Source organism: Sphingopyxis panaciterrulae, from assembly GCF_014199295.1.
Taxonomy (GTDB): Bacteria; Pseudomonadota; Alphaproteobacteria; order Sphingomonadales; family Sphingomonadaceae; genus Sphingopyxis; species Sphingopyxis panaciterrulae.
This window is the reverse complement of record NZ_JACIJH010000009.1, coordinates 1-21,686: the sequence shown is the minus strand read 5'-3', so window position 1 is coordinate 21,686 and position 21,686 is coordinate 1. Positions and strand designations below refer to the sequence as shown.

General features: G+C 63.4%; 28 protein-coding genes. 8 read left to right on the top strand and 20 right to left on the bottom strand.

Going from position 1 to position 21,686, the window contains the following annotated elements; genetic code table 11:
* Window positions 1–38: 38 nt before the first annotated feature.
* The 18 genes from FHR21_RS13320 to FHR21_RS13235 all read right to left on the bottom strand — a co-directional run bounded on the left by FHR21_RS13320 (window position 39) and on the right by FHR21_RS13235 (window position 15,464).
* Entirely contained in the window at window positions 39–440 is a 402-nt protein-coding gene (locus FHR21_RS13320; RefSeq protein ID WP_184099366.1) for a type II toxin-antitoxin system VapC family toxin, read from the bottom strand.
* A gap of 2 nt (window positions 441–442) precedes the next feature.
* Window positions 443–709 (bottom strand): antitoxin, encoded by a 267-nt coding sequence (locus FHR21_RS13315; protein ID WP_184099108.1) that lies wholly within the window; start codon window positions 707–709, stop codon window positions 443–445.
* Between the two features lie 61 nt (window positions 710–770).
* Window positions 771–1,529, bottom strand: coding sequence for a PRTRC system ThiF family protein (locus FHR21_RS13310; protein ID WP_184099106.1), 759 nt, complete (start codon window positions 1,527–1,529; stop codon window positions 771–773).
* Window positions 1,424–2,179 (bottom strand): PRTRC system protein A, encoded by a 756-nt coding sequence (locus FHR21_RS13305; protein ID WP_184099104.1) that lies wholly within the window; start codon window positions 2,177–2,179, stop codon window positions 1,424–1,426. The genes FHR21_RS13310 and FHR21_RS13305 overlap by 106 nt, the downstream gene beginning before the upstream one ends.
* Entirely contained in the window at window positions 2,176–2,994 is an 819-nt protein-coding gene (locus FHR21_RS13300; protein WP_184099103.1) for a PRTRC system protein B, read from the bottom strand. Before FHR21_RS13300 ends, FHR21_RS13305 begins: the two co-directional genes overlap by 4 nt.
* Before the next feature lie 7 nt (window positions 2,995–3,001).
* A complete protein-coding gene (locus FHR21_RS13295) occupies window positions 3,002–4,099 on the bottom strand; it encodes a hypothetical protein (RefSeq protein ID WP_246427219.1) in 1,098 nt (365 codons plus the stop codon).
* Between the two features lie 70 nt (window positions 4,100–4,169).
* Window positions 4,170–4,376: a PRTRC system protein C gene (locus FHR21_RS13290; protein ID WP_184099101.1), complete on the bottom strand. Its 207-nt coding sequence runs from the start codon at window positions 4,374–4,376 to the stop codon at window positions 4,170–4,172.
* Between the two features lie 39 nt (window positions 4,377–4,415).
* Complete coding sequence (locus FHR21_RS13285; RefSeq protein ID WP_184099099.1) at window positions 4,416–4,841, bottom strand: PRTRC system protein E; 426 nt, start codon at window positions 4,839–4,841, stop codon at window positions 4,416–4,418.
* A gap of 37 nt (window positions 4,842–4,878) precedes the next feature.
* Entirely contained in the window at window positions 4,879–6,471 is a 1,593-nt protein-coding gene (locus FHR21_RS13280) for a PRTRC system ParB family protein (RefSeq protein ID WP_184099097.1), read from the bottom strand.
* 259 nt (window positions 6,472–6,730) lie between these two features.
* On the bottom strand, window positions 6,731–7,705 hold the full coding sequence (locus tag FHR21_RS13275) for a M28 family peptidase (protein ID WP_184099095.1): 975 nt from the start codon (window positions 7,703–7,705) through the stop codon (window positions 6,731–6,733).
* A 3-nt stretch (window positions 7,706–7,708) separates the two neighbouring features.
* Window positions 7,709–9,220, bottom strand: a complete 1,512-nt coding sequence (locus FHR21_RS13270) for a hypothetical protein (protein WP_184099093.1) — start codon at window positions 9,218–9,220, stop codon at window positions 7,709–7,711.
* Between the two features lie 336 nt (window positions 9,221–9,556).
* The gene (locus FHR21_RS13265) at window positions 9,557–10,108 is read right to left on the bottom strand and encodes a hypothetical protein (protein ID WP_184099091.1); all 552 of its coding nucleotides are present in this window, start codon (window positions 10,106–10,108) and stop codon (window positions 9,557–9,559) included.
* 102 nt (window positions 10,109–10,210) lie between these two features.
* Window positions 10,211–10,558, bottom strand: a complete 348-nt coding sequence (locus FHR21_RS13260) for a DUF2958 domain-containing protein (RefSeq protein ID WP_184099089.1) — start codon at window positions 10,556–10,558, stop codon at window positions 10,211–10,213.
* A 71-nt stretch (window positions 10,559–10,629) separates the two neighbouring features.
* The gene (locus FHR21_RS13255) at window positions 10,630–11,166 is read right to left on the bottom strand and encodes a hypothetical protein (RefSeq protein WP_184099087.1); all 537 of its coding nucleotides are present in this window, start codon (window positions 11,164–11,166) and stop codon (window positions 10,630–10,632) included.
* Window positions 11,147–12,115, bottom strand: a complete 969-nt coding sequence (locus tag FHR21_RS13250; protein WP_184099085.1) for a DUF7146 domain-containing protein — start codon at window positions 12,113–12,115, stop codon at window positions 11,147–11,149. The genes FHR21_RS13255 and FHR21_RS13250 overlap by 20 nt, the downstream gene beginning before the upstream one ends.
* A 334-nt stretch (window positions 12,116–12,449) precedes the next feature.
* Window positions 12,450–14,447, bottom strand: coding sequence for a TonB-dependent receptor plug domain-containing protein (locus FHR21_RS13245; RefSeq protein WP_338113155.1), 1,998 nt, complete (start codon window positions 14,445–14,447; stop codon window positions 12,450–12,452).
* Window positions 14,448–14,488: 41 nt separating this feature from the next.
* Window positions 14,489–14,851 (bottom strand): DUF3703 domain-containing protein, encoded by a 363-nt coding sequence (locus FHR21_RS13240; protein WP_184099083.1) that lies wholly within the window; start codon window positions 14,849–14,851, stop codon window positions 14,489–14,491.
* Entirely contained in the window at window positions 14,844–15,464 is a 621-nt protein-coding gene (locus FHR21_RS13235) for a cation efflux transmembrane domain-containing protein (protein WP_184099081.1), read from the bottom strand. The genes FHR21_RS13240 and FHR21_RS13235 overlap by 8 nt, the downstream gene beginning before the upstream one ends.
* A 67-nt stretch (window positions 15,465–15,531) precedes the next feature.
* On the opposite strand from FHR21_RS13235, the gene FHR21_RS13230 reads away from it, so the two are divergent.
* Together FHR21_RS13230 and FHR21_RS13225 are read left to right on the top strand one after the other, a co-directional pair.
* Window positions 15,532–15,930 carry a MerR family transcriptional regulator gene (locus FHR21_RS13230; protein WP_184099079.1) on the top strand — a complete coding sequence of 133 codons (399 nt, stop codon included), beginning with the start codon at window positions 15,532–15,534 and terminating at the stop codon, window positions 15,928–15,930.
* A 367-nt stretch (window positions 15,931–16,297) separates the two neighbouring features.
* On the top strand, window positions 16,298–16,900 hold the full coding sequence (locus FHR21_RS13225; RefSeq protein ID WP_184099077.1) for a DNA-3-methyladenine glycosylase I: 603 nt from the start codon (window positions 16,298–16,300) through the stop codon (window positions 16,898–16,900).
* Window positions 16,901–17,031: 131 nt separating this feature from the next.
* On the opposite strand, the gene FHR21_RS13220 is transcribed toward FHR21_RS13225, so the two are convergent.
* Entirely contained in the window at window positions 17,032–17,634 is a 603-nt protein-coding gene (locus tag FHR21_RS13220) for an LmrA/YxaF family transcription factor (protein ID WP_184099075.1), read from the bottom strand.
* Window positions 17,635–18,111, bottom strand: a complete 477-nt coding sequence (locus tag FHR21_RS13215; RefSeq protein WP_184099073.1) for a nuclear transport factor 2 family protein — start codon at window positions 18,109–18,111, stop codon at window positions 17,635–17,637. It abuts the gene before it with no gap.
* 270 nt (window positions 18,112–18,381) lie between these two features.
* On the opposite strand from FHR21_RS13215, the gene FHR21_RS13210 reads away from it, so the two are divergent.
* The 6 genes from FHR21_RS13210 (at window position 18,382) to FHR21_RS13185 (ending at window position 21,614) form a co-directional block, all read left to right on the top strand.
* On the top strand, window positions 18,382–18,720 hold the full coding sequence (locus FHR21_RS13210; RefSeq protein WP_184099071.1) for a hypothetical protein: 339 nt from the start codon (window positions 18,382–18,384) through the stop codon (window positions 18,718–18,720).
* Window positions 18,721–18,724: 4 nt separating this feature from the next.
* Window positions 18,725–19,144, top strand: coding sequence for a DUF2231 domain-containing protein (locus FHR21_RS21065; RefSeq protein ID WP_276569274.1), 420 nt, complete (start codon window positions 18,725–18,727; stop codon window positions 19,142–19,144).
* A gap of 89 nt (window positions 19,145–19,233) precedes the next feature.
* On the top strand, window positions 19,234–19,947 hold the full coding sequence (folE, locus tag FHR21_RS13200; RefSeq protein WP_338113154.1) for a GTP cyclohydrolase I: 714 nt from the start codon (window positions 19,234–19,236) through the stop codon (window positions 19,945–19,947).
* Window positions 19,948–19,949: 2 nt separating this feature from the next.
* A complete protein-coding gene (locus tag FHR21_RS13195; RefSeq protein ID WP_221235169.1) occupies window positions 19,950–20,687 on the top strand; it encodes an RNA polymerase sigma factor in 738 nt (245 codons plus the stop codon).
* 201 nt (window positions 20,688–20,888) lie between these two features.
* The gene (locus tag FHR21_RS13190; RefSeq protein WP_184099067.1) at window positions 20,889–21,383 is read left to right on the top strand and encodes a hemerythrin domain-containing protein; all 495 of its coding nucleotides are present in this window, start codon (window positions 20,889–20,891) and stop codon (window positions 21,381–21,383) included.
* A 21-nt stretch (window positions 21,384–21,404) separates the two neighbouring features.
* Window positions 21,405–21,614: a hypothetical protein gene (locus FHR21_RS13185; protein ID WP_184099065.1), complete on the top strand. Its 210-nt coding sequence runs from the start codon at window positions 21,405–21,407 to the stop codon at window positions 21,612–21,614.
* Window positions 21,615–21,686 lie beyond the last annotated feature (72 nt).

Here is a 21,686-nt window from a genome sequence, read left to right as displayed (position 1 = left end):
ATCAGACCTCCGCGCGGACGCCCTTTTCAGTCAGGCAGTCAGACGAGCCAGTTCTCGACTTGGAGGCCGCGGATGCGGGTGAACTCGGCGACGTTCGCCGTGACCAGGATGCAACCGAGCGCATAGGCATGTGCGGCGATCAGGAGATCGTTGGGGCCTATCGGTTTGTCGGCGGCTTCGAGTTCGGCGCGGATGCCGCCATATTCGCCGTCGGCGGGGACATCGAACGGCAGGATGTCGAGACCTTCCATGATCGCCTCAACCTGGCTGAGCAGCTTCGACGAGCCGCGCTTGGCGCAGTCGTAGCGCAGTTCGGCGGCGGTGATGATGCTGATGCAGACGGAATCGCCTCCGACCTCGGCAATCCGCTCGAAGACGACACCTTGCGGATTTCGAACCAGATCCGCGACGATGTTGGTGTCGAGCATGTAACGGGCCATCGTCACAGTTCGACGTCCTTCAGTGGGAGCAGGCCGGTATCGATATCGTCCGGGAAGGCATCCTCGGCTCCGAGTGGTTTAAGACCGCGAAGGATATCGAGCAGTTTCCTGCTCGGCACCGGTTCGATCACCAGGCGATTGCCCTCGCGGTGAATCAGCACTTTTTCTCCGGGGAGCTCGAACTCGACGGGGATACGAACCGCCTGGCTGCGGTTGTTGCGAAACAGCCTCGCCTCCTTGGCGCCGGCTGGGGACGATGGCTGGGGCATCACGGGCCTCCTTGTATATGCCATTGCATATGCCAAATCGGCAGCGCGATCAATGTCCTCATCAATCGCCGCGTGGCAGCGGAATCGGCACTACCTGACCGCTGGCGAGATTGATGAAGGCGCCAGCATGACCGATCGAGCCGCGCCCGAGAAGATCGAACAGCAGCGCAAGCGCGTGGCTCGCGACGATTCGGTTGATAAACAGTGACTGGCGCTCGAGTGCCTCGGCGACCGAGCAGGATGGCGCGTCGTCGTCGGGGATGCCATCGTCGGCGAGTTCGGGAAAATATTCGAGGACGGTCGGAAGGCGGCCATGATCCTTGCCCGCACCGGGAGCCGGGCAGCCGATGAGATATTGCCCGTCGCTCGCGCGGTTCCCGAGATCCATCCAGTAGGCAGGCTTGTACCGCGCTTCGCCCAGCGCCGCCCCGAGGGCGCGGCGGGTTGAGGCCGTATCGACGCAGCTGACGAGGATATCAGCGCCTTCAAGGCTGATCGCTTCCGGAGCGCGGCCATGAACCGCTTTCCAGCCGAGCCCGTGCGCGAGGTTGATCCGCTCGGTGAGCGTGCGCGCCTTCGAATTGCCGATATCGCAGCGGTAGAAGGGCTGACGGCCGAGGTTCGCCTCGGTGACGATATCGTCGTCGACTACCGCGACGTCGAGCGACCGCGATGAGATCGCGCGGAGCGCGGTGTCGAGCGAGGCGAGCCCCATCAGCATCTGGGCGCCGTTGCCTCCACAACCGACGAGCAGTATCCTGATCGAGCGATCGTTGAGGGTGCCGGGAAGATAGTGTCGAGGATTGGGATCGGTCTGCATTGGATATCTCCCGAGAATGGACTGCGCGGCAAGGGCAGGAACAGGCCGCCGGCGCAGAGGCGCGAGGCCATCAGCGGACCCTCCGGGTGGCCGAGCCGACCGATGACGAGCGATATCTTCGTCACGTGCGCGTCGTCGGCATCGTCGGTGGCGCTGAAGAAGGCGGCGCCCGAGCCGTGGCTATGGATATCGCAGACGACATGCCAGCCATGATCGAGGACCGGCGTGCGGTAAACGAGCCGCGAGGGCGTCGCCTCGTCGATAACGGGGAAGTGCAGCGCGAACGCGCCGGTTTCTTCATTCCAGAGTATGAACGCAGCCTCTTCATTGGGCAGCGCGGCGCGGAAGTGCTCGAGGATATCGCCGAAATAGTCGCCGGGGATGAGCCCGCAGCGCAGGACTGCCCCTGGCTCGCCGATGCTGCCATAGGGAAGATCGACGGCGATCGGCATCGTCACCGGGACATCGACGGCGAGCCAAGGCCGGCGCAGGATGAGCATGACGCCATCATGGCCAACAGCGAGGCCGTGGCCCGCGCGGGCAGCGCGCAGCGCATCGAGCGCTGGCGACGTTCCGCTCACCGGGACCGGATGGCAGGGAACGACAGCAAGCAGCGCGGCTGCTGTCGGATCATCGGCGAGATCGATCATCGCATTGTCCTTTCGATGAGCTTGCCGAACGTCATCGGCTCGGCGGAGGTTCTCCGCCCTTGCCGCCGAATGCCGGGATCGAATGATTTGAGGCGTCTGACAGGAAAGCGGCGCGCACGGCGCGCGGCAAGGTCGTCCCAAAGCCTGACGAGGCCACCTCTTCCGGTAACGGTGAATTCCTGACCGGGATTGGGGTGGGTTGACCAGCTGTCGAACACCGCGCGCTCGAAGTCGGGGATCGACGCCACGGCAAGTGCGCGCGGCCGCGGGATGTTGCCCCAGCAAAGCTGTCCCTCGACGAAGACGTTGAGGATCGGGGAGTGCAGCAGCCGCGTATCGGCCATCGGGCGCCGGTTCACCGGCAGCGCATAGACGCCGAGGCCCGATCGGGTCGCAACGAAGAGGTGCGCGGGATAGGGAACCGGCACGATCGTGCGGGCCGAGAGAATTTCGAGACCCTTGGGCGGCGTCGACAGGGCGAAGTAAGCCGGGCGCACCTGTGCCGGAACCCACCAGGCGAGGATATCCGGGTGAGCCACCAGTATGTTGGCGGGAAGGATTTCAGGAACGACTGTCCGCCCGAGCGCTTCGGCCCATTGCCGCAGGTGCGCGCGCGATAGCGGGGTCCCCGCGGCGATCACGGGCCGGCCATCGGCATCCTGTTCGACGGCATGGATGCTGGCGAACGCCGCGGCATCGCGGGCGGCCCCGTAGGACTCGGCTCCGTAGGCCCGTTCGGTGCGGTAAAGGAGAATGGCGCTGGTCAGCGCCATACCGCCAGCGGTCGTCTCGAAGACGCTACTGTGGTTGGACATGGAAACCTCACAATCTGGTAGGGTCGAGCCGGATCAGTTCCTGCGCGGCGATCAGGAGTTCAGCGCCGAGGCGAAGGCTCGCGAGCCAGTCGTCGATCCGGCTGGCATCCGGCAGCGGGCAAATCCCGGCGACGTCCATGAAGCCCATCTCCATGCCGTGACGCCCGACATCGTCGAGCTCGCGCGCGAACTGCTCGAAGGGTACGAGCGTCAGCGGCGGCAGGGTCGCGCATTCGTCGGTGCCGGGAAGATAGTCGGAGATCATGTCTCGATCGAAGTGCCAGGCGTTGCCCTCGCAGCCGAGCTCCCGAAGCGCTCGGTGCGCTTTCGCGAGCCTGACCAGTTTTTCGCGAAGGCGCTTCGGAAGCCTGGCTGTCGGAGCGGCGTTCGCGCCGATCATCCATTCGGGCCGGCGCGCGTTCATCGTCGACGGCAGCGACATCTCGTCGAGTTCGTCAGGATCGACACCGTGATGCGAAATCAGGCATTCCCGCGCGGCCTCGTCGTCGGTCTCGCCTTCCCAATAATACATCGAGATGTCTTCGAAGAGGTCGTCGTAGCCGAATACCGGGAGGGCAATGGCGAGGGCCTGCTCGAGTGCGTGATATGCGGCGGCCCGCCAGGGAATCGGGGCATCGCTCGTCTCGATCCAACCAAGGTCGAGTTGACCCATGCTGTCACAGATGACCGCGATCGCGGGCGGGCCGACACCTTCGCCGTGGAGAACGGCGAGCCGGAAGTCGACGAGTTCGATCGAACGCAGGATCTCGATGATGGCGGCTTCGAAGATGCCTTCGATACGCCGCCGGGCTTCGGGGCGGGTGCATTTTCCTGCAACCGTGTCACGCGAGATTGCCCAACCGCCGATCAGCTTGTGGTGCGCGGCCAGCGGCTGATCGAAGGTGGCGGGGATATCGCTCGACAAGGCGACCGTTCGCCCGGCAAGGTCAGCCGAGGGGCGCGAGCCCGATACCGGGCGGCGGCGGTAGCGCGTCGGCGGCACCGTTTCCGGAGTCACGCGGGACGCAGGCGATTTGCGCGTGGAGCGCCTCGGCCTGTTCGTTGCAGGCAGGCCGGGCGAGGCGGGATGCGTTGCCATCATCATGCTCGATCCATTGACTGAGGGTCATGCGGGGCGCGGGCGGAACGATCGCTGGCTTGCGGCGCGGCATCGGTCAGCCCTTAGTACCGACCGCGCGGCGATATTCGGTGGCGTGGAAGCCGCCCGTGACGCCGGCATCGACCATCTCGGCGTTGAGGATCGCGGGATAGAGGGTGGCATGATAGGCGCGCAGGGCTTCCGGGTCGTCGGCGAGATGCGGCGGGATCGGCAGGTCGATACCGTCGTAGCGATAGGTGCGGGTGAGGTGATGGATCTGCATGGGATTTCTCCGGGCTGATGAGAGGATCGGGCGAAGCCGTCAGAAGAGCGTCGCCGGTTTGTCGGCCTTCGCGTCGGCGGGCGGGCCGTCCTTCGCCGGCGTCTTCGCGGGGCTGGCGGGCACAGTATTTTTCGCCGCAGCGGCCTTGACCTTCGCCGCCTCAGCCGCGGCGGTCCGTGCGTCTTCGGCTGCCTGGCGCTGCGCGGCGAGTTGCTCGGCGAGTGTCTTTCGCGCCGCGATGAGCTGCCCGAGAGCGCCATCGGCCCCCTTGGCGAGTTCGGCATCGATCTCGGGGGCGGCCGCGATGATCGAGATCGGCTGCGTCTCGCCTGTTTCGAGCTTGGCAGTCGCCCCCTCGGCTTTGCGGGGAATGACGGTCAGGGTGACGGTGCCGTCAGGCGCAGCTACGAGATCGAGTGTGAGCGAATAGTCCGCGAGCAGCGGGAGCAGAGTTTCAATCAGCATGGCGCAAATCCTTCATCTGGAATTTCGGGGAAAGGGATCAGGCGGCGATGCCTGCGGCCGGGGCTTCGGCGATCGGAGCCGCGTCGGGAGGCGGGCCGTAGGCGCCGTCGAGCGTCATCGCGCTCGGCAAGCGTCCCGCCCAATCGAAGCCGGTTCGATTGAGCATGCCCGCAACGAGGTCGGGCTTTTTCGAGCCGAGCAGCCTGGCGAACCCTTTCTCGCCCATGTGCGCGACGAGGCCGCATTCCTGGGCGATGAGCCGGAGCTCATCCTTGGTGAACTGCTCAAGGAACGCCTGATCGACCTGCCATGTGCAGCGCAGATCGATGTCGAACGCGCGCGCGAGGTCGGCGACGTGGCTGAAGCTTTGCGCGTCCTTGGCGTATGCCGCGCCGACGACGGCGAGCACGTTTGCGGCCCGCGGCGTCGGCAGCGCGCGAATTTCCGCGATCCTGGCGCTGTAGTCGAGGTCCGCAAAGCCGTCACCGACCAGCAGGCCGGCGCGCGAAGTCAGCGTGTCGGCCTTGATCTGCGACAGCGTGCCGGACATCGCCGCGACGAGGATCGCAATCTGTGCATTTTCGGTATTGCGCGCGAGCGCGCGGGCCACTGCGGTTCGCCACGATTCCTCGCGAAGATCCTTGGTGCGGCGGGCGATCGATTCGGCGGTGACGGCCGCTTTCTGTGTACGGGACGACGTGCTCGTCGACTTGGCCGAGGTCGCAGGCACCGCAGGTTCGCCGGGGGGCGCCTCGGCAAGCGAAAGCTCCGTTTCGCGGGCGGTATCATCGTCGCTTTCGGCATCATCGGCAGCGGGATGAGCAGCGGCGTTCGCCGCGGCCGCGATGCGTTTCTGTTCTTCGCGCCCGGCCGTTTCATGCGCATCGGTCTTGAGCTCGAAGCATTCGCGGTTCGTGCAGTGCCCGTCGTCGACATGGGTCTCGAACAGGGCGCGCTGGGTTGCCGAGTTGAACGGGCAGGTCGTGCATTCGCCCTTGTCGAAGCAGGCGCTGCCGAGATTCTGCGTGACGCGCATGAGCGCCTCGCGCGTCTTGTTCACGTCGAGGCCATTACCGAGGATCGTCTCGAGGGCCGTGTCCTGCTTGTCGCCGGGAACGGCGGCGAGGAGTTCGGCGTGCCCGACCTTGATGCGGCGTTCATCGAGCGCGGTCTTGACGGCATCGGAAAGCTCGGCGAGCGCCATGCGGCGATCGAACTTGTCACGGGACCAGCCGAGACGGCGCGCGGCTTCGGCGCGGTCGTTCCGGCATGCCATGAGGGTCCGGACGGCCGCATCGGCCTGTTCGGTCTCGGAGGCGTCGTCGCGCTTGTCATTCTCGTCGATCGCGGCGTCCCATGCTTCCTGATCGGTCATCTCGCGGATGAAAACGGGCACATGCGTTTCGGGACTGAAGGCTTCGAGAGCGGCCCGCCACCGGCGTTCACCGGCAACGATGGCGAAGACATCGCCCTTCGGACGAAGCAGGATCGGCTGAAGGATGCCGCGGATGCCGAACGAGACGACGAGTTCGTCGTGTTTGCTCTTGTCGAAATAGCGGCGCGGATTATCGCCCTGCACGATCATGTTCAGCGGCAGCGAGCTCGGATAGATGGATTGGGTTTCGTCCATGGTTCGTCTCCTTGTGAAGGCCGCAGGCTGGTCTTCGCGGACGTGCACCCGCCGTCCCCGAGCCGCCTGCTCACCTCACCCCTCCCCCTTCCCTCCCGTGACCCGGAGTTTTGTGGGAGGGTCGGCCACGTTCGGATGGGCTGAGTGGACGGGCGCAAAGCGCGCACAGGATTCGCGCGGAGCGGACCAGGCGGAGCAGCCGGTTGGAATGTCGGTGGGCGAACGGGTCGGGAGTGAAGCGCCCCGTTCGCGTGGCGGATCAGGACAGCATGAGAGGGCGATAGGGACCGTCGCCGTGCATATCCTCTTCCCACATGGCCATTCGGAAATCGTCCAGCGGGAACCCGAGCTCTTCCAGGATGCGCGCGGCGAGGTGCGGATATTCGGACACGGCATCGGTATATTCGTCGTGGTAGCTCCGGTAACTGCGAGGGCCGCCGAACGAGCCCCAGCGATCGTCTTCGTGGATCGAGGGGTCGCGCTCGATCACGAGTGTCGACGCATCGAGCTTCAGCATCGCGGCGAGCAGCTTCTCGCAATGCGCGATGTCAAGCGTTTCGCGCGGCCCATGCTGGTTGTGATATCCGACCGACAGGTTGGTACATTCGGGAACGATCCCCGCATATTCATTGGTGTCGGTGAAGACGCCGGTGTCGTCGGGCTCGTACCGAAAATCATGGTCGAGCCGATTCAGCGCGAACGCGAGGCTTTGGGCGAAGGCATCCGAACAGGTTCGCCCGAAGCTCTGATGCGTGATGACGTCGGAGTAGCCGGCGCGATCGAAGGCGATCGCCGCGTCGATATTTTCGAGCACCGCGACATTATGCTTCTGGAGCCAGCTCGAGCCGAGGCAGCCCTGTTCCTCGCCGCGGTGGAAGAGGTAGAGGCCGGGGCGCTGCGCCGCGATCATGTTGAGCATGATCCAGACGCCGACCCCGTCGTCGGCGCCAAGCGACATTCCGGCTTTGCCCTTCGCGAGGTGGGCGATGCCGTCCCTGTCGATCGTGACCTCCTGATACCCGCCGCGCCTGGCGACGGTGTCGACATGGCAGCTCCAGGCGATACGCGGGTCATCGCCGATCGTGAGCATGCGGTTGCCGAAAGGGTCGCTCATCATGCCGGGAATCTTGTCGAGGAATTCCCGGCAGAAGGCGATTTCGACGCTGCTGTCGTGGGGCCGCGCCCAAGATAGAATTTCGAGAAGGCCGGTGCGGCCCGCAACATCACAGGTCATCGGTCAAGCCCCCGGCTGTGCGGTGGTCACCGCCGGGGTCGGCGGGATCATCGCAAGGGTGGGAAGGGCATTCTCGGCCTCGCGAGCGAACTCGGGCTCGTCGCCGTCCGGCAGTGCGAAGCGCGCCGGCATCGGCCCCTCAGCGGGACCGTCATTCTGCACCGCGGCGATCGCCTCGAGATGCCGCCGCCGGGCGAGGACATGCGCGTTGGCGAGTTCGGGATCATCATCGTCGAAGGGCTCGGGGAGATGCTCGTCCGACAGCCATTCACCTTCATATTCAGTGAGATCGTCGCGGTGGAACCAGTCGCCGCTGGCGTCGCACTGACGGCAACAATCGCGCTTCCACCATTCGCCGCGATCATCGAGAAAGACGGCACCGAAGTTGCAGGCGTCGTCTTCGAGCACTGTATATTCGGAGCCATGGGAATAAACGGTGACGAAAGTCTCGTCTTCGCTGTAGCTCCGCTCGTTATACTCGCAGAAGATCGTGTGATCCTGATGGCAGTGGGAACACCACTCTTCTTCGCCACCGCCCACGAAATAGACCGTTTCATGGCTCTCGTCATCATTCTCGCAGCGCGAGCAATACCAAGTGACGCGCGACAGTCCGTTGGTATTATCGGAACAGATGCTGCCACGACCGATGATCAGATATTGGCCGTCATCGCCGAGATAGTCCCCGGCATCGATATAGGGGACGACGAGGTCGTTGCCGTCCTCGATGCGCCGGACCCGAGCCCCGTTGAGACCGCCTTCCTTGTAGCCGGCCTCTTCGAGAAGCAACCGCAGGCGCGAGACGTCGCCGTAGATGCTCGTATAGATTTTGCGCTCGGGCCAGACGACGCTGCGCGCCGAGGCATCCTCGCGCGACCCGATATAGGCGACCGCGGTATCGGGGCCGGCATAGACCCGCACCGGATGACAGCAGCTTTCGAAGTCGCTCGCATCATGAGCCATGCAACTCGACGGACCGCCGACATAGACGTCTTCGATCTCATCGGCATCCTGCGTGATCTTCAGTGCATGCTCCTGGAGTTGCACCGAAAGCCGTGCACACCAGCCCTCGATCGCATTATTATCGAGATGCTCGGAGAAGTGGCGGTGGAGATAGCGGCCGGGCGACATTACGAGTTGCCGGTCGACCTGACCCTTGGCGGCATTCTCGGTGAAAGCGATCTTGCCCGCCTGTTCAGTCGAGACATGGCAGAAATGCTCAGTATGCTTTGCTTGATACCAGGGCTCATCATGCCAGGGCGTCGGCGTGTAAGTGCCGTCGGCGAACCGCAGCTTCTCGCGGGTTTCCCAATCGAGGTCGCCAATGTCGGCGCCGGCAAGCGTGATGCGCATCTGGGCGAGGGGCGCGCGGACAAGAAGCCGCTGCCGCGCGGCCTCGGCGTCTTCGAAGGTCGGCCAGAGATATTGCTGGTCGCCGCTCGGCGCATAAACGAATTCGTTGGTGATCGGACGCCATTCGCCGTCCGGATGCGGGATGGAGATTTGGAACTGTGCCATGGACGTGACTCCACGCAGCCGCGCGCAACGTCGGCGCGGGCTGGATTGATGGTGAGGATGGGGGGATCAGCCGGGAGGCGGCGCAGCGCGCGGCACCCGGCTCATGCTGGGGTTAGGTCGGAGCTTGTGCTGCCATGATGGTGTCTCCGCATTTGAGGTGAGATGCGGGCGCGAGGGTCGGGGTCTGCGGCCGGACTGGCGGCAGGCCAAAATCCCCACGGCCCGCCGCCTCAAATCCCCCTTCCCTCCAAGCATGGAGGATAGGTCGCTTTGTCGATGCGGATGGGTCTTCCGAAACAAAAAAGCCCGGCGCGGGGCCGCGCGTTGTCGTGTTGATTATTGCTTGCCGTGTCGGGCGATGATCCGCCGTGCCAGCTCCTCGATTTCCTCGCGTTCGGCGGTCTCGGTGCAATCGCTGGGCAGGACGTCGAGGTCGTCGGAGGCGGAACTGCCTCGGCTGAGGAATATCCGCCAGACGCCGCGTCGAACCTCGCCTTGCTCGCGCGGAACCGTGTCCTCATGTAGGAGATCGGCCCACTGACGTTGGTCGGGATCTTCGGAGATGTCAGTCCAGTCGCCGAGAAAACCGATAACATAGTAGCCGTCGATTTCGGCGTGATGCGTGCGGGCGGCACGCTGCTCGGCCTCGCGTTTCGGTTGCTCGCGCCTGAACCTCGCTTCGGCTTGCTTGGCGCGGAGCGAAGCCAACCCGAGCTCGAGTCCGTTGATGACGTCGTCGGCGACGCCTTCCTGGCGCTTGGGCAGATAATTGAAGCTGCTGTTGCTCGCGATCTGCCCGGCGCCGTATCGCGTCAGGTTCAACAGGGCTTGCAACTCCGTCTTGGTGAGCGTGACCCGGAGGCCGCGCAGCATTGCGTGGGTTTTCATGTTCGGGATTCCTTGAATTTCTGATGGCGCACGGATGCTGTGGGGCCGGTGCGGCACGACGGGCGCACGGGCCCCACGGCGCTGGCTTCCGATTGGCGAGGGTCAGGTCTGGATGTAGCCGGCGGCGATCGCTTGGCGGATATACTGGCCAATGGGCTGTCGCGGCACGAAGAACGGGTCGCGCTCGACGGGGAGGCCGAGGACGCCGCGATATTCGGTGAGCTCGGAAAGGAGCGTCGGCCCGAACTCCGGGCAGCCGAGCCCGAGATCGCTGAGGCCATAGAGCATAAGGTCGCCGCCATAAGGCTCGGCCCGCGTCATCAGCCAGGTCGCGTCGGCGTCGGGCGTGAAGAGCTTGACGACCGGAACCGGATCGTAGCTGCTGTCGGCCGAGAGGCGGTCGGTATTGGCAAGCAACACTTTGCGGATGTCGTCCGGAATGAGGTCCATGATAGTCTCCAGATGGTAGATGGCCGGTCCGAGCCAATCCCGACCGGCATCTTCCCCGGCCCCTCTCCCCTTCAGTCGACTCGCATGGCGCCGCAGCTAATCGGGACGATCGGCGGCAGCCGAAAGGGAAGCGCATTGGCAGCGAGCGCTCGAAGATGTCGCAGCGACATGGGATCCCCGCGTTCGACCGGGCCGTGATCGCCGTTTGCGGAGGGAGCGGTGATGGATGACGCAGACGCGAGCCTAACGTCGGCGTTTGCGCCGTGATCGGGCTCGGGACCGGCAAGGAACACCGACCAGTCGCCGTAATAGGCGTCCCGATAGTGGATGAGGTCTTCTGCGATATCGAACTGCCAGTCGCAGAGCGGCCCATTGGCATTCGAGAATCCGTGCCTCCGCCAGTCGGCCATGGCTTCGGGGAAGAAGTAGTCCATCACCGCGGGCCCGCACGAGAATCTGAAGGAACCCATGTAAGTGACCTGGACATATTCGAGCGGCCCGATCGTCGGCCCGTCGAAACCCCAATCGTCGAGTTGCTCGTCGATCGATTTCCGCCCATGGAAGAGACTGAGATAGAGCCGTCCCGGCTCAAGAGGTTGGGTCTGCATGATGGTGCTCCTGATGCGGATCAGCCTGACCGTCAGACTGCTCGCTACACCGGAACCCGGTCTCCCTCCCCTCCAGTCGGAGCACGTCGTTCCAGTCGTTGAGGCTGCGCCACGGCCAAATCGTCTCGATCAGGCGCCCGTCGCCGGCCAGCGCCTCGTGGGCGCGGGAAAGGGCGAGGTGTCCGGCGGGATCGTTATCGGGGAGCAGGACGAGGCGCCTGACGGAGCGCGGAATTGCCAGATGGGGAAAGCGTTCGTTTCCCAGCGCCGCCCAGATGGGAATGCCGAGCAGGATCAACGCCGAGATCGCCGTCTCGATGCCCTCGGCGATGCCGAGCTCATCGGTTGCCGCGGCCAGGCGCACCGCGCCCGCCTTGGGGCGAGCCAGCATCCGCCGCGGATTGTCGAGATCGCGAGCGCGGCGGGCATGTTCGTCGAGGAAGGTGCGCTGAACGGCGAGCAATCCGGAATCATCCGTTACGGCGGCAAGGAGGGCAGGCCTGAAGGTCGCCGATGCGCCTCTCCCAAGCGGCGTACGCGAACAGAAGCGAAGTCCGGGTGGAATGATGTCAATGCCGCGGTTCCGCAAGTAACGTTCTGCGAGCGTGCCGTTCAAGGGGCGGCCGTTGCTCCACAAGTCGCGCGCGCGCCCATGAAGCCAATCGTCAAGATCCGTGTTTACGGGCTCGCCGGTCCCGACGGCTTCGAGAGCGGCGGGGCTGAAGCGGCGGATTGCGCGGAGTACGTCGAGTGTCTCGCAGCCGGCGAAGCATTTGAAGAGGAGGCTGGTATGGCCGACGCGAACCGAGAGGCTCGGCGATCGGTCGTCGTGTGCGGGACAGCGGCACATGCCGGACGCGCCGTGCCAGACGCCCCCGAGTTGCCGGACCAGGTCGGCGCCGGCTGCTCCGAGGGAAAGATTTCGATTGATTTGGAGTGGAAACGACATCGCAGCCTCCATGCTTGCTTGCGTTCCCATAATCCCTCCCCCTCCGCTCCATCCGAGGTTTTGAGGATGGCGAGGCCATCAGTTGGGCAGGGATAATGCACATGGCAAAGTCTGAGATGAGACATCTTTAAACAGCGACGAGAAGGCGATCCTTTTAGCCGTCTTCGCCAACAGAGCCGCCATTCCCGGCTGCGATTAGCTCACCGAAAGCTGCCCTACGTTCATGCCAGCCAAAGACGGCGATTGGCCATTTTCGCGCTATCCGCCAATCGCGCAGAAAGCGAGGGAATGGCCATCGGGTGCAGGCACCTGAAAGTCATTGATAGCGATAGGATCAGTGCCCTCCGAACCGCAGACGCACTCCACCGTTCAGGATGAACCCTTCGAGCGGCGCCCATGCATCGACAGTCCACCGCCCGCTCGCGGCACGCTGCGGAAGCAGCAGCGGATCGTGATGCGTCTGGCGCACGTTCAGAAGGTTTTCGGCGTTGGCGAACAGGCTCACATTGCCAAGGACGATCTCGCCCAGGATACCGAGGTGAAGGTAAGGGCGCGAGCGGCTGCGGTAAGGATTGTCATCGAGAGCCTGGCCGCCCGTATAGTAGGCTTCGATGCCGATCCGGCCCTTGCCGTGTTCTTCCCACATTCCGACGAGCCCGGCCGTGTGCTTCGGGCTCAGCGGCACTTGCCTGCGGCCCAGGCCCGAAGGATCAGGTTCGCTGGCATCGACGAAGACATAGCTCCCGGTCACCGTGAATCCGTCCTGCTTGAAGCGGAGGAGCAGTTCGGAGCCGCGCACCCGCGTGGTGCCGTCGATGTTGACGAGCTGGACTCGGTCAGGCCCGATCTCGTCCAGGCGGGTCGCGTTGTTGATGTTCGCGCCGAACAGCGTGACGTTGGCCTCCCACGGACCCTCGGCGTAGCCGATATCCAGCGAGGCGGTTCTGGCGGTTTCCGCTTCCAGATCGCCCAGCGGCTCGAGCCGCGACAGTCCGGCGGCCTCGATATCGTCCACGAACGGCGTCGGCGCAAAGAAGCCGCCGCCGAACGATCCGCGGATCGTCCAGTTGTCGGGCCGGTAGAGAGCGGAGATGCGCGGGCTGAGTTGTGTGCCGAATGCGTCGTGAAAATCGATGCGCGAACTGACAGCGAGCGTCAGGTCGGAGGTTGTTTCATGCTCGATCTGCGCAAAGATGCCGGGGACGTCGTAGGTGTAGTCGAACGCCGGGAATGTGTCCGATCGAAACCCGTCCGACTGGAACGCCACGCCGCCGACCCATGAGGTCGCGCCGCTGGCACCTGCCAGAGAAGCCTCCGCAAACAGGTTGGTATGACGATCATCCTCCACCACCGCTCCGTAGCGATGCAGGTGATCCTGACGCATTGCCGAGGCGCGCAGGTTGAGAGTCCCCAACCCGTCGATCGGCGTTTCCGCGACCAGTCCCGCGTCATAGCGGTCGGTGTCCTGCAATTGGGCGAACACTGTGCCATCGGGCGCGGTTCGCCCAGGCAGCGTTCCACCGGCGCGGTCTTCGGTCATCGCGCCGAGCGTAAGATAGATGGAAGAGCCGTCGGCGCCGTTCCATTGGAAGCGGGGACGCACGCTAAGGCGGTCGTATGCGGGCATGTCGTACCAGCCATCGCCGTCGAGATCCTGTCCGCTTTGTCGATGTGCCCCGGCGGTCAGCGATACGCCGGCATTCGCACTGACCGGCCCTGCTGCATAGGCAGTCAGGTCCTGACCGTTACGCGTCGTGGCATTGGCGAGGAGCTCGGCCTCGAACTCGTCTCCCGGCCGCTTGGAGATCAGATTGATCACGCCGCCGAGCGCCGAGGCACCGTAGAGTGCCGACACCGACCCCTTGATAACTTCGACCTGCGCGAGGTCGGTCGGAGGAATCTGCAACAGGCCGAGCGATCCGGCCTGTCCGCCGTAGAGCGGCAGATTATCGGCAAGAAGTTGGGTGTAGCGCCCCTCGAGTCCTTGGATACGGATGTTCGCAGAGCCCAAGGCGGGCGAAGTCACCTGCACCCGTACGCCGCCCGTCTCATTGACGAGCATCGCGATGTTGCCCGGCCGCATGATCGCCTTTTCCTCGATCTCTTCGCCGGCAATCACCTCGACGCGCATTGGCTCGTCCTGGAGCCGGCGGCCAAGCCGAGTGCCCTGGACGATGATAATCTCGTCCTCTTCACCCGCTTCCTCGTGGGCATCCGTCTCAGCGGTGGAGGGGGTGTCGTACCCTTGCGCATCCTGCGCCGATGCAGGGTGCGCGATGGGCAACGCGTAGAGAGCGCCAAGAAAGAGGGACGCGCGGTAGCGAAGGATCACGGAGCGACTTTCTGTTGGTGAAACCGGAATTTACGAGCGGCTCAATGGGAGCCTGGATCAACGAACGCCAGCAAATCTGGTGGGATTTCCGCGCGGGCGAACGCGCTGATATTTGCGCGGCCACTGTTTCCGACAGGGAGCCGGCCAGTAAGATTGCCGGCCGGAGCCAACAGGAGCCGGACCATTTGGCCGCCAGCCTCGCGCCAGTCCCGCAGACCGATCGCGAATATCAGCATCTTCCAGTGGGAGCGGCAATGCGGCCAGAGTCTTGCTTGGGCGACGATGTGGGCGCGCTCCAGATGACGCCACGCCTGCTCGATGTGTCCGGCACGCGCCGCGCTTTCGAACGCGTGATACTCGGCGGTAAGGAAGGTGAGAACGGCCGATGCCTTATCGTCACCCATGGGCCAGTTCCCGGCGCGCCTGGGCAAACACTTCGGCGCTGCCCCAGATCGCCAGGCCTGCCATGATGCTGGCGACCAACAGGTCGGGCCACGCCTTCCTGGTCCCGAACACGCCACGCGCGGCGGCGAGAACGGTAAGGTTTCCGATCGCGTCGTTGCGCGAACAAATCCATACCGAGCGCATGTTTGCATCGCCTTCACGGTAGCGGAACAGAAGCAGCGCGACGGCAAGGTTGACCAGCAAGGCCAGCGTGCCGATCAGACTCATCGTTTGCGGCTCGGGGTTGGAACCGGCAGCGAGACCGTAGACCGTGTAACCGATCACCCACAGGCCGAAGGTCAGCATGGTCGCGGCCTTGAACAACGCGGCTTTTGCGCGCCACGCCAATGCCATTCCGGCGACGCCGAGGCTGATCGCATAGTTGGCGGCGTCGCCGAAGAAATCGAGCGCATCCGCCTGAAGCGCGCGGGAATCGGCCGCGAGGCCCGCAACGATTTCGACCAGGAACATCGCCGCATTGGCAATCAGGGCGATCCACAGGATCAGACGCCAACCCGGATCATTGTGGGAGGTCTGGTCCGGTTCGGGGGGCTGGCAGCAGGATTTACCCATGCCGCTCTCCTTGCAACGTTCGAGTCGCGAGGAGATATGCACCTTGTAGCAACTACAAGGTCAAGCGATGCGTATCGGCGAACTGGCAAGAGCCACCGGCACGAAGGCGGAAACGATCCGCTACTACGAGCGCGAGGGCATCCTACCCGCCGCCGATCGTACCGACAGCAACTACCGCGAATATTCAGACGATCATCTCGCTGCGCTTACCTTCGTGCGGCGAGCGCGCGAACTCGGTTTCGGCATGGCTCAGGTTCGGCAACTGCTCGCGCTGTCGGATCATGACGACAAACCCTGCGAGAATGTCGATCGGCTGGTGCAGGAGCAACTCGGGGAGATCGACCGCAAGATCGCGGATCTGACCTTGCTGCGCGAGGAACTGGGCCAGATGCTGCGATCCTGCCTCGGTGAACGGATCGGCGACTGCCGGATTATCGAGACCCTGAACCGCGCGAGGCGTGGCTGAGCCAATCGAAAAAGGTGGCCGCTCTCACGAGAATTCGAACTGGCCTCTTCGGAATCAACGGTCCGCTGAGCCGACGTTGAACTCAGCGGACAAGTTGACCGGAGCCGCCGGCATAATGGACGTTCACAGGTGGAAATCAGTTTGACCAAAGATGCCGTAGGTTCAGATCGCGTGGATGATTACCGCGGTCTTGTTGGTGCTTCTTCGGCCATCTGAAAGCGCGCGCGGGAAGCCGTTCATGGCAGGCGCTGGCGTTGAGGCGCAAGGCAGGATAGTCCGACGGACGAATAGGTGCCTTGAGGGAGAAGCCGATGGGCTTCCCTGTACCATCGCGCCGGGCCGCCTTCTGTATGGCAGGGAATGGAATATGGTGGGGCTTTATTCGGCGCCCGATGGCGTGATCCGGTGCAGCTGGTGCGCGGCGTCGGAAGATTATGTCGCCTATCATGACGATGAATGGGGCTTCCCGGTCTCCGACGATCGGCGCTTGTTCGAGAAGTTGAGTCTCGAAGGCTTTCAGGCAGGCCTCAGTTGGCGCACGATTCTCACCAAACGTGAAAATTTCCGTGCAGCATTTCGCGGCTTCGATTTCGTTCGCGTCGCCGATTTCGACGAAACGAATGTCGAGCGGCTGTTGCAGGATGCCGGGATCGTCCGTCACCGTGGCAAGATCGAAGCGGTTATCAACAATGCGCGCCGCGCACAGGAACTGGTGGGTGAGAGAGGCTCGCTCGCAGCCTATGTCTGGAGCTTCGAGCCCGAAGGCGATATCCCCTATCTCGCCTCCACCTCACCTGCGTCGACCGCGATGTCAAAGGATCTCAAGAAGCGTGGCTGGAAATTCGTGGGCCCCACCACGGTCCATGCCTTCATGCAGGCGATGGGACTGATCAACGACCACGCTAAAGGCTGCGCGATCCGCATGCAGGCGGAAAAAGCGCGGGCCGAATTTCAACCGCCGCTGGGTTGAAAGCCAATATCCTGCATTGCGCCATTCGCGCCAACATAGCCGTCATTCGCAGGATCAGTGAGACTCGTTGATACCTGCCGGTCGTTCATATGGGTGAACCGGCTCCCGGGAAAACCGGGGGGCCGAAACATTCAAATCGCGGTCCGTTCGGACGACGTCAAAGCATCATCGTGCGCGACCAGCGGGAATTTAGCCCGTAGACGGCTCATCGTGCGCTCGAACACGGCCGGATCATCAAGCGAGCGCGACACCACGATAGCGCCCTGTATAGCCGTCACGATGTCCTCGGAGACGGCGATTGCAATGGAGCCTGAGGCGCCCATCCGGCGCAACGCCGCCGACAAAGCGTCGATCCAGCGGGTAAAATACTGGGCGACCGCCGTGCCGAAGCGGTCACGCGCGTCGGTCAATGCGAAAGCTCCGACCAGGCAGATCCGGTTGCCCGATCCGAAATAGCGTGTGACTGCATCCAACATCTGGTCGATGGATTTGCCGGTGCCGTCTTCCCGGCGGAGTGGTTCGAAAACATACTGCGCAAACCACGCGTCGATATCGGTGAGCACGCTGGCGGCCATCTCTTCCTTTCCGCCCGGAAAGAAGTGGTAGAGGCTGCCGCGGCCGAGCCCCGTGCGTTCGTGGATGCGTGAAAGCGTCGCCCCTTCATAGCCGTGTTCGCGGAACACATCCGCGAGCACGGGTATGATGTCGGCTTTTTCGGCGATGAAACGCGGCACCTAGAGCCCCAGTTCGGTCAGGCCGGGATGGCCATCCGGTCGCCGACCGAGCGGCCAGTGGAACTTGCGCTCCGATTCGTCGATCGGCAGATCGTTGATACAGGCATGGCGCGATTTCATAAGGCCGTCGCCATCGAACTCCCAGTTTTCGTTGCCATAGGACCGGAACCAGTTGCCGCTGTCGTCATGCCATTCATAGGCATATCGCACAGCAATCCGATCGTCGCCAAAAGCCCAGACGCTCTTGATAAGTCTGTAATCCAGTTCTTTCGCCCATTTGCGCGTCAGAAAGGCGACGATCTGAGACCGCCCGGTCACGAACTCCGCACGGTTCCGCCATTTGCTGTCCTCGGCATATCCGAGCGACACTTTCTCCGGGTTCCGACTGTTCCACGCGTCTTCGGCTAACCGTACTTTCAGCGCTGCGGACTCGGCCGTGAACGGAGGATGTGGCGGACGGGATTCAGAAGATTGCATGTGATTTGACCCATCATTAAACTCTGTACCGATTGATACAATATCGCCGTTTCATCGGGTGAGCAAGGCGGCTGTCGCCATCGTTCGACCAGGCGCATCGACTCCGTGGCAGGCCGCGGGCGCGGTTTCCGTCGAGGCACCATTCCACCCGGACTTTCCGTGTCGGGGAACGCAGGACCGGATGGTCGCATCCAATGGTCTGACGGGGCACAGTTTCGAGGGTTTCCTCAGCTTTCGACCACGAGGTGCCTCAACCGGAAGGGAACCGATATGATCGTCTACGCAGTTACCGTCTTCGCAATCGCTGCCCTCGGAGGTCTTTTCCTTGCCGCGCATGTGTTGCGCGACAAGTTCGCTCCCTGGACAGTCTCACTCCTCCATGCCGGTCTCGGCGCATTGGGGCTCGTCCTGCTGATCGTGGCGCTGGCCCAGGGGGCCGGTTCCCAACCCGTCGTGGTCGGCTTTGGAATATTGGCGATTGCTGCGCTTGGCGGATTTTTTCTCGCGTCGTTTCATGTGCGCAAGCGCCTGCCGCCCAAGGGCATCGTCGTGGTTCATGCAGGCGCCGCCGTGACCGGGTTCCTGACCATACTGTCCCAGGTGCTCTGACGCGATGCGGCACCCATTACACCCCGCGCTTGTGCACTTTCCGGTCGCTGGCTGGTCGCTCGCGGTCGCCGCCGATGTGACCGGCCTCTGGCTGGGTGAGGCAGCCTGGGGCTGGTCGGGAGGGTTGCTCGCCGTCGGTTGCGCAATGGCGCCCATCGCCATGCTTGCCGGTATGATCGAACTGCCGCGTGTGCCCGAAGGAGCGCCGATGACGGACGCCTGGCTTCATATGGGCGGGATGCTGACTGCGTTCACATTCTTCACCGCCCGGTTGTTCTTGCGGCTCGACCATTGGCAGGCGCTCGCACCGGACACGGCATCGCTGATGCTCGATGCCGGGGGGAGCGTCGCCCTTGTTGTCGGCGGGTGGTTCGGGGGGCGGCTCGTCTACGGCCACGGCGTCGGCCGGGACGCGCCCGAATGACGAATATGCTTCAACGACCGGCGTCTCGGCCGGCATCAATCCCTGACAATATGTTGGCTGCTCCTCGGGCGCCGATGAGGAGTTTGACCGTGTTGAATACGCTGCCCGCACCAGCCTCTCCCTTCAATGAGGAGTCAGCATCGGACCGGATCCGCGCGCGCCTCAGGAAGGCGGGGCGGATGTTCCGGGCCAACGACAACATCGCCGATCTCATCGACGATGGCGAGTTGGATGAACTGCGTTCGGAGGTCGAACACCGGATGAAGGAGGTGCTGGGTGCTCTGGTGATCGATACGGACAACGATCACAATAGCGCGGGCACCGCTCGCCGCGTGGCAAAGATGTTCATCGACGAAGTGTTTGCCGGGCGATATCGCGCCGCCCCGCCCGTCACCAGCTTTCCCAACGTTTCGCGGCTCAACGAATTGATGATCGTTGGCCCGATCCGCTTCCGCAGCGCGTGTTCGCATCATCTGTGTCCGATCATGGGAAAGCTGTGGATCGGCATCCTGCCGAACACGGACGCAAACCTGATCGGGCTGTCGAAATATGCGCGTCTCTGCGACTGGATCATGAGCCGGCCGCAGATTCAGGAGGAAGCCGTCACCATGCTGGCAGATGAACTCGAACGGCGCATCAGGCCCGATGGATTGGCGATCGTGATGGAGGCAGACCATTTTTGCATGCGCTGGCGCGGGGTCAAGGATGAGCAGCCGGTTATGACCAGTTCGATCATGCGGGGCGCCTTCCTGAAAGACGAGGCCCTGCGGCGCGATTTTCTCGAACTGAGGAATGGAGCGTAGTTATGGTGCTCCAACGGGAAGAAGAAATGCAACACTCCGAATATTCGGTTCGGCCGCCATTCGCCGGGGATATTCCCGATGCCCAACTGGTCGGCATCGCGACGCGAGGAGGAGGCGCAGCCTTTGAGGCGATCATGCGGCGCTATAACCAGCTCCTATTTCGGACGGCACGCGGCATGGTCCGAAGCGATGAAGAGGCCGAGGACGTCGTGCAGCAAGCCTGGATGCAAGCCTGGCGGGCGCTTTCCGGCTTTCGCGCCGAAAGTAAACTGTCCACCTGGCTGGTTCGCATTACGGTAAACGAAGCGCTCGGACGGTTGCGTCGCAAGAGCGCCCAAATCATCCCTCTGGAGGCAGCCATGATGTCGACCGATAACGATACCCGGTCGGCGCTCACCGAGGCCCCGAATCGTGGCCCGGAGCAATCGGCCGCTCGGTCGGAGATCCGCACCCTCATCGAGACACGTATCGATCTGCTGCCCGAAATCTTCCGCAGTGTTTTCATGCTGCGCGCGGTCGAAGAGATGAGCGTCGACGAGGTGGCCGAAGCCCTGGACATTCCTGCCGTCACCGTGCGGACGCGATATTTCCGCGCGCGCGCGTTACTACGCGAAGGTCTTGCGCAGGAGATCGATATCGCGATCGGCGATGTCTTCAGCTTCGCGGGCGAGCGCTGCGATCGTATCGTCTCGAACGTCATGGCGCGCGGCCGGGCAGAGGGCCTCTGCGGCGAGGAATGAAGCCGCGTCGGACGATTCCGCCAACAGAGCGGTCGTTCGCGGGATCGGAGTTACTCGCCGATGCCCACCGGTCGAGCAAGGAGCGGAACAGGGAGCCGGGAAATTTTTGCGCCCCCGCAATCAGGGTGCCAATAAAAGTGGTATAGAAAATACCGGTTATGGGCCGGACTCGGGTTCGACTCGGGAGATAAGGAGACGATCATGACGCCGGACGAGCTTCTTGCCGAACCGGATGGCCTGGACACCGGAACGCTGACGGACGCCATCGTGACACGCTTCCATCGCGTGCACAGCAAGGAACTCCCCGAACTCATCGAGCAGGCCCGGCGCGTCGAGGCGGTGCACAAGGAACATCCGGCAGTCCCTGCGGGTCTCGCCGCCCTGTTGCAACAGATGCTCGGCGAACTCACTCTGCATATGCAGAAGGAAGAGATCGTCCTCTTTCCCCAGATGAACAAAGGCGCCCAGATGCCACTGCTCTTCCCCATCACCAAAATGATGGCTGAGCATCAGGAGCATGGCGCGCATCTGGACGCGATCCGGTCGCTCACCAACGACCTGACCATCCCCGAAGACGGATGCTCGACATGGCGCGGGCTCTATGCCGGGCTCACCAAATTTGCCGACGATCTGGTCGAGCATATCCATATCGAGAACGATGTCCTGTTCCCTCGCTTCATGGCAGACGCTGCGTGAGAGCGCAGGGCGAGACACCCTATGGCGACATTGTCTGACGACATCGCGCTTTCGCCGGAAGATATCGCCCGGTTCGGGGCGGATCCGCTGGCAACCTTCCGTGCCAATCTGACCGCGGTCGAGAATCGCATTGCGCGCGCCTGCGCACGTGCCGGACGGGATCGTGCCGAGGTGCGGCTGCTGGCGATCATCAAGACGGTGCCAGCGCCTGCTGCGCGACAATCAGGGTGAGAATTGCCGACAATCAGGATGAGAATGGCGGCGGTGTGTCTGTCGGGACGAGGGGCGAAGCCCCGAGGAGCG

Excerpts from the sequence above, each read along its gene's own strand:
- FHR21_RS13320 (WP_184099366.1), bottom strand. The coding sequence starts at position 440 with ATGGCCCGTTACATGCTCGACACCAACATCGTCGCGGATCTGGTTCGA.
- FHR21_RS13315 (WP_184099108.1), bottom strand. The coding sequence starts at position 709 with ATGCCCCAGCCATCGTCCCCAGCCGGCGCCAAGGAGGCGAGGCTGTTT.
- FHR21_RS13310 (WP_184099106.1), bottom strand. The coding sequence starts at position 1,529 with ATGCAGACCGATCCCAATCCTCGACACTATCTTCCCGGCACCCTCAAC.
- FHR21_RS13305 (WP_184099104.1), bottom strand. The coding sequence starts at position 2,179 with ATGATCGATCTCGCCGATGATCCGACAGCAGCCGCGCTGCTTGCTGTC.
- FHR21_RS13300 (WP_184099103.1), bottom strand. The coding sequence starts at position 2,994 with ATGTCCAACCACAGTAGCGTCTTCGAGACGACCGCTGGCGGTATGGCG.
- FHR21_RS13295 (WP_246427219.1), bottom strand. The coding sequence starts at position 4,099 with ATGATGATGGCAACGCATCCCGCCTCGCCCGGCCTGCCTGCAACGAAC.
- FHR21_RS13290 (WP_184099101.1), bottom strand. The coding sequence starts at position 4,376 with ATGCAGATCCATCACCTCACCCGCACCTATCGCTACGACGGTATCGAC.
- FHR21_RS13285 (WP_184099099.1), bottom strand. The coding sequence starts at position 4,841 with ATGCTGATTGAAACTCTGCTCCCGCTGCTCGCGGACTATTCGCTCACA.
- FHR21_RS13280 (WP_184099097.1), bottom strand. The coding sequence starts at position 6,471 with ATGGACGAAACCCAATCCATCTATCCGAGCTCGCTGCCGCTGAACATG.
- FHR21_RS13275 (WP_184099095.1), bottom strand. The coding sequence starts at position 7,705 with ATGACCTGTGATGTTGCGGGCCGCACCGGCCTTCTCGAAATTCTATCT.
- FHR21_RS13270 (WP_184099093.1), bottom strand. The coding sequence starts at position 9,220 with ATGGCACAGTTCCAAATCTCCATCCCGCATCCGGACGGCGAATGGCGT.
- FHR21_RS13265 (WP_184099091.1), bottom strand. The coding sequence starts at position 10,108 with ATGAAAACCCACGCAATGCTGCGCGGCCTCCGGGTCACGCTCACCAAG.
- FHR21_RS13260 (WP_184099089.1), bottom strand. The coding sequence starts at position 10,558 with ATGGACCTCATTCCGGACGACATCCGCAAAGTGTTGCTTGCCAATACC.
- FHR21_RS13255 (WP_184099087.1), bottom strand. The coding sequence starts at position 11,166 with ATGCAGACCCAACCTCTTGAGCCGGGACGGCTCTATCTCAGTCTCTTC.
- FHR21_RS13250 (WP_184099085.1), bottom strand. The coding sequence starts at position 12,115 with ATGTCGTTTCCACTCCAAATCAATCGAAATCTTTCCCTCGGAGCAGCC.
- FHR21_RS13240 (WP_184099083.1), bottom strand. The coding sequence starts at position 14,851 with ATGGGTGACGATAAGGCATCGGCCGTTCTCACCTTCCTTACCGCCGAG.
- FHR21_RS13235 (WP_184099081.1), bottom strand. The coding sequence starts at position 15,464 with ATGGGTAAATCCTGCTGCCAGCCCCCCGAACCGGACCAGACCTCCCAC.
- FHR21_RS13230 (WP_184099079.1), top strand. The coding sequence starts at position 15,532 with ATGCGTATCGGCGAACTGGCAAGAGCCACCGGCACGAAGGCGGAAACG.
- FHR21_RS13225 (WP_184099077.1), top strand. The coding sequence starts at position 16,298 with ATGGTGGGGCTTTATTCGGCGCCCGATGGCGTGATCCGGTGCAGCTGG.
- FHR21_RS13215 (WP_184099073.1), bottom strand. The coding sequence starts at position 18,111 with ATGCAATCTTCTGAATCCCGTCCGCCACATCCTCCGTTCACGGCCGAG.
- FHR21_RS13210 (WP_184099071.1), top strand. The coding sequence starts at position 18,382 with ATGATCGTCTACGCAGTTACCGTCTTCGCAATCGCTGCCCTCGGAGGT.
- FHR21_RS21065 (WP_276569274.1), top strand. The coding sequence starts at position 18,725 with ATGCGGCACCCATTACACCCCGCGCTTGTGCACTTTCCGGTCGCTGGC.
- FHR21_RS13195 (WP_221235169.1), top strand. The coding sequence starts at position 19,950 with ATGGTGCTCCAACGGGAAGAAGAAATGCAACACTCCGAATATTCGGTT.
- FHR21_RS13190 (WP_184099067.1), top strand. The coding sequence starts at position 20,889 with ATGACGCCGGACGAGCTTCTTGCCGAACCGGATGGCCTGGACACCGGA.
- FHR21_RS13185 (WP_184099065.1), top strand. The coding sequence starts at position 21,405 with ATGGCGACATTGTCTGACGACATCGCGCTTTCGCCGGAAGATATCGCC.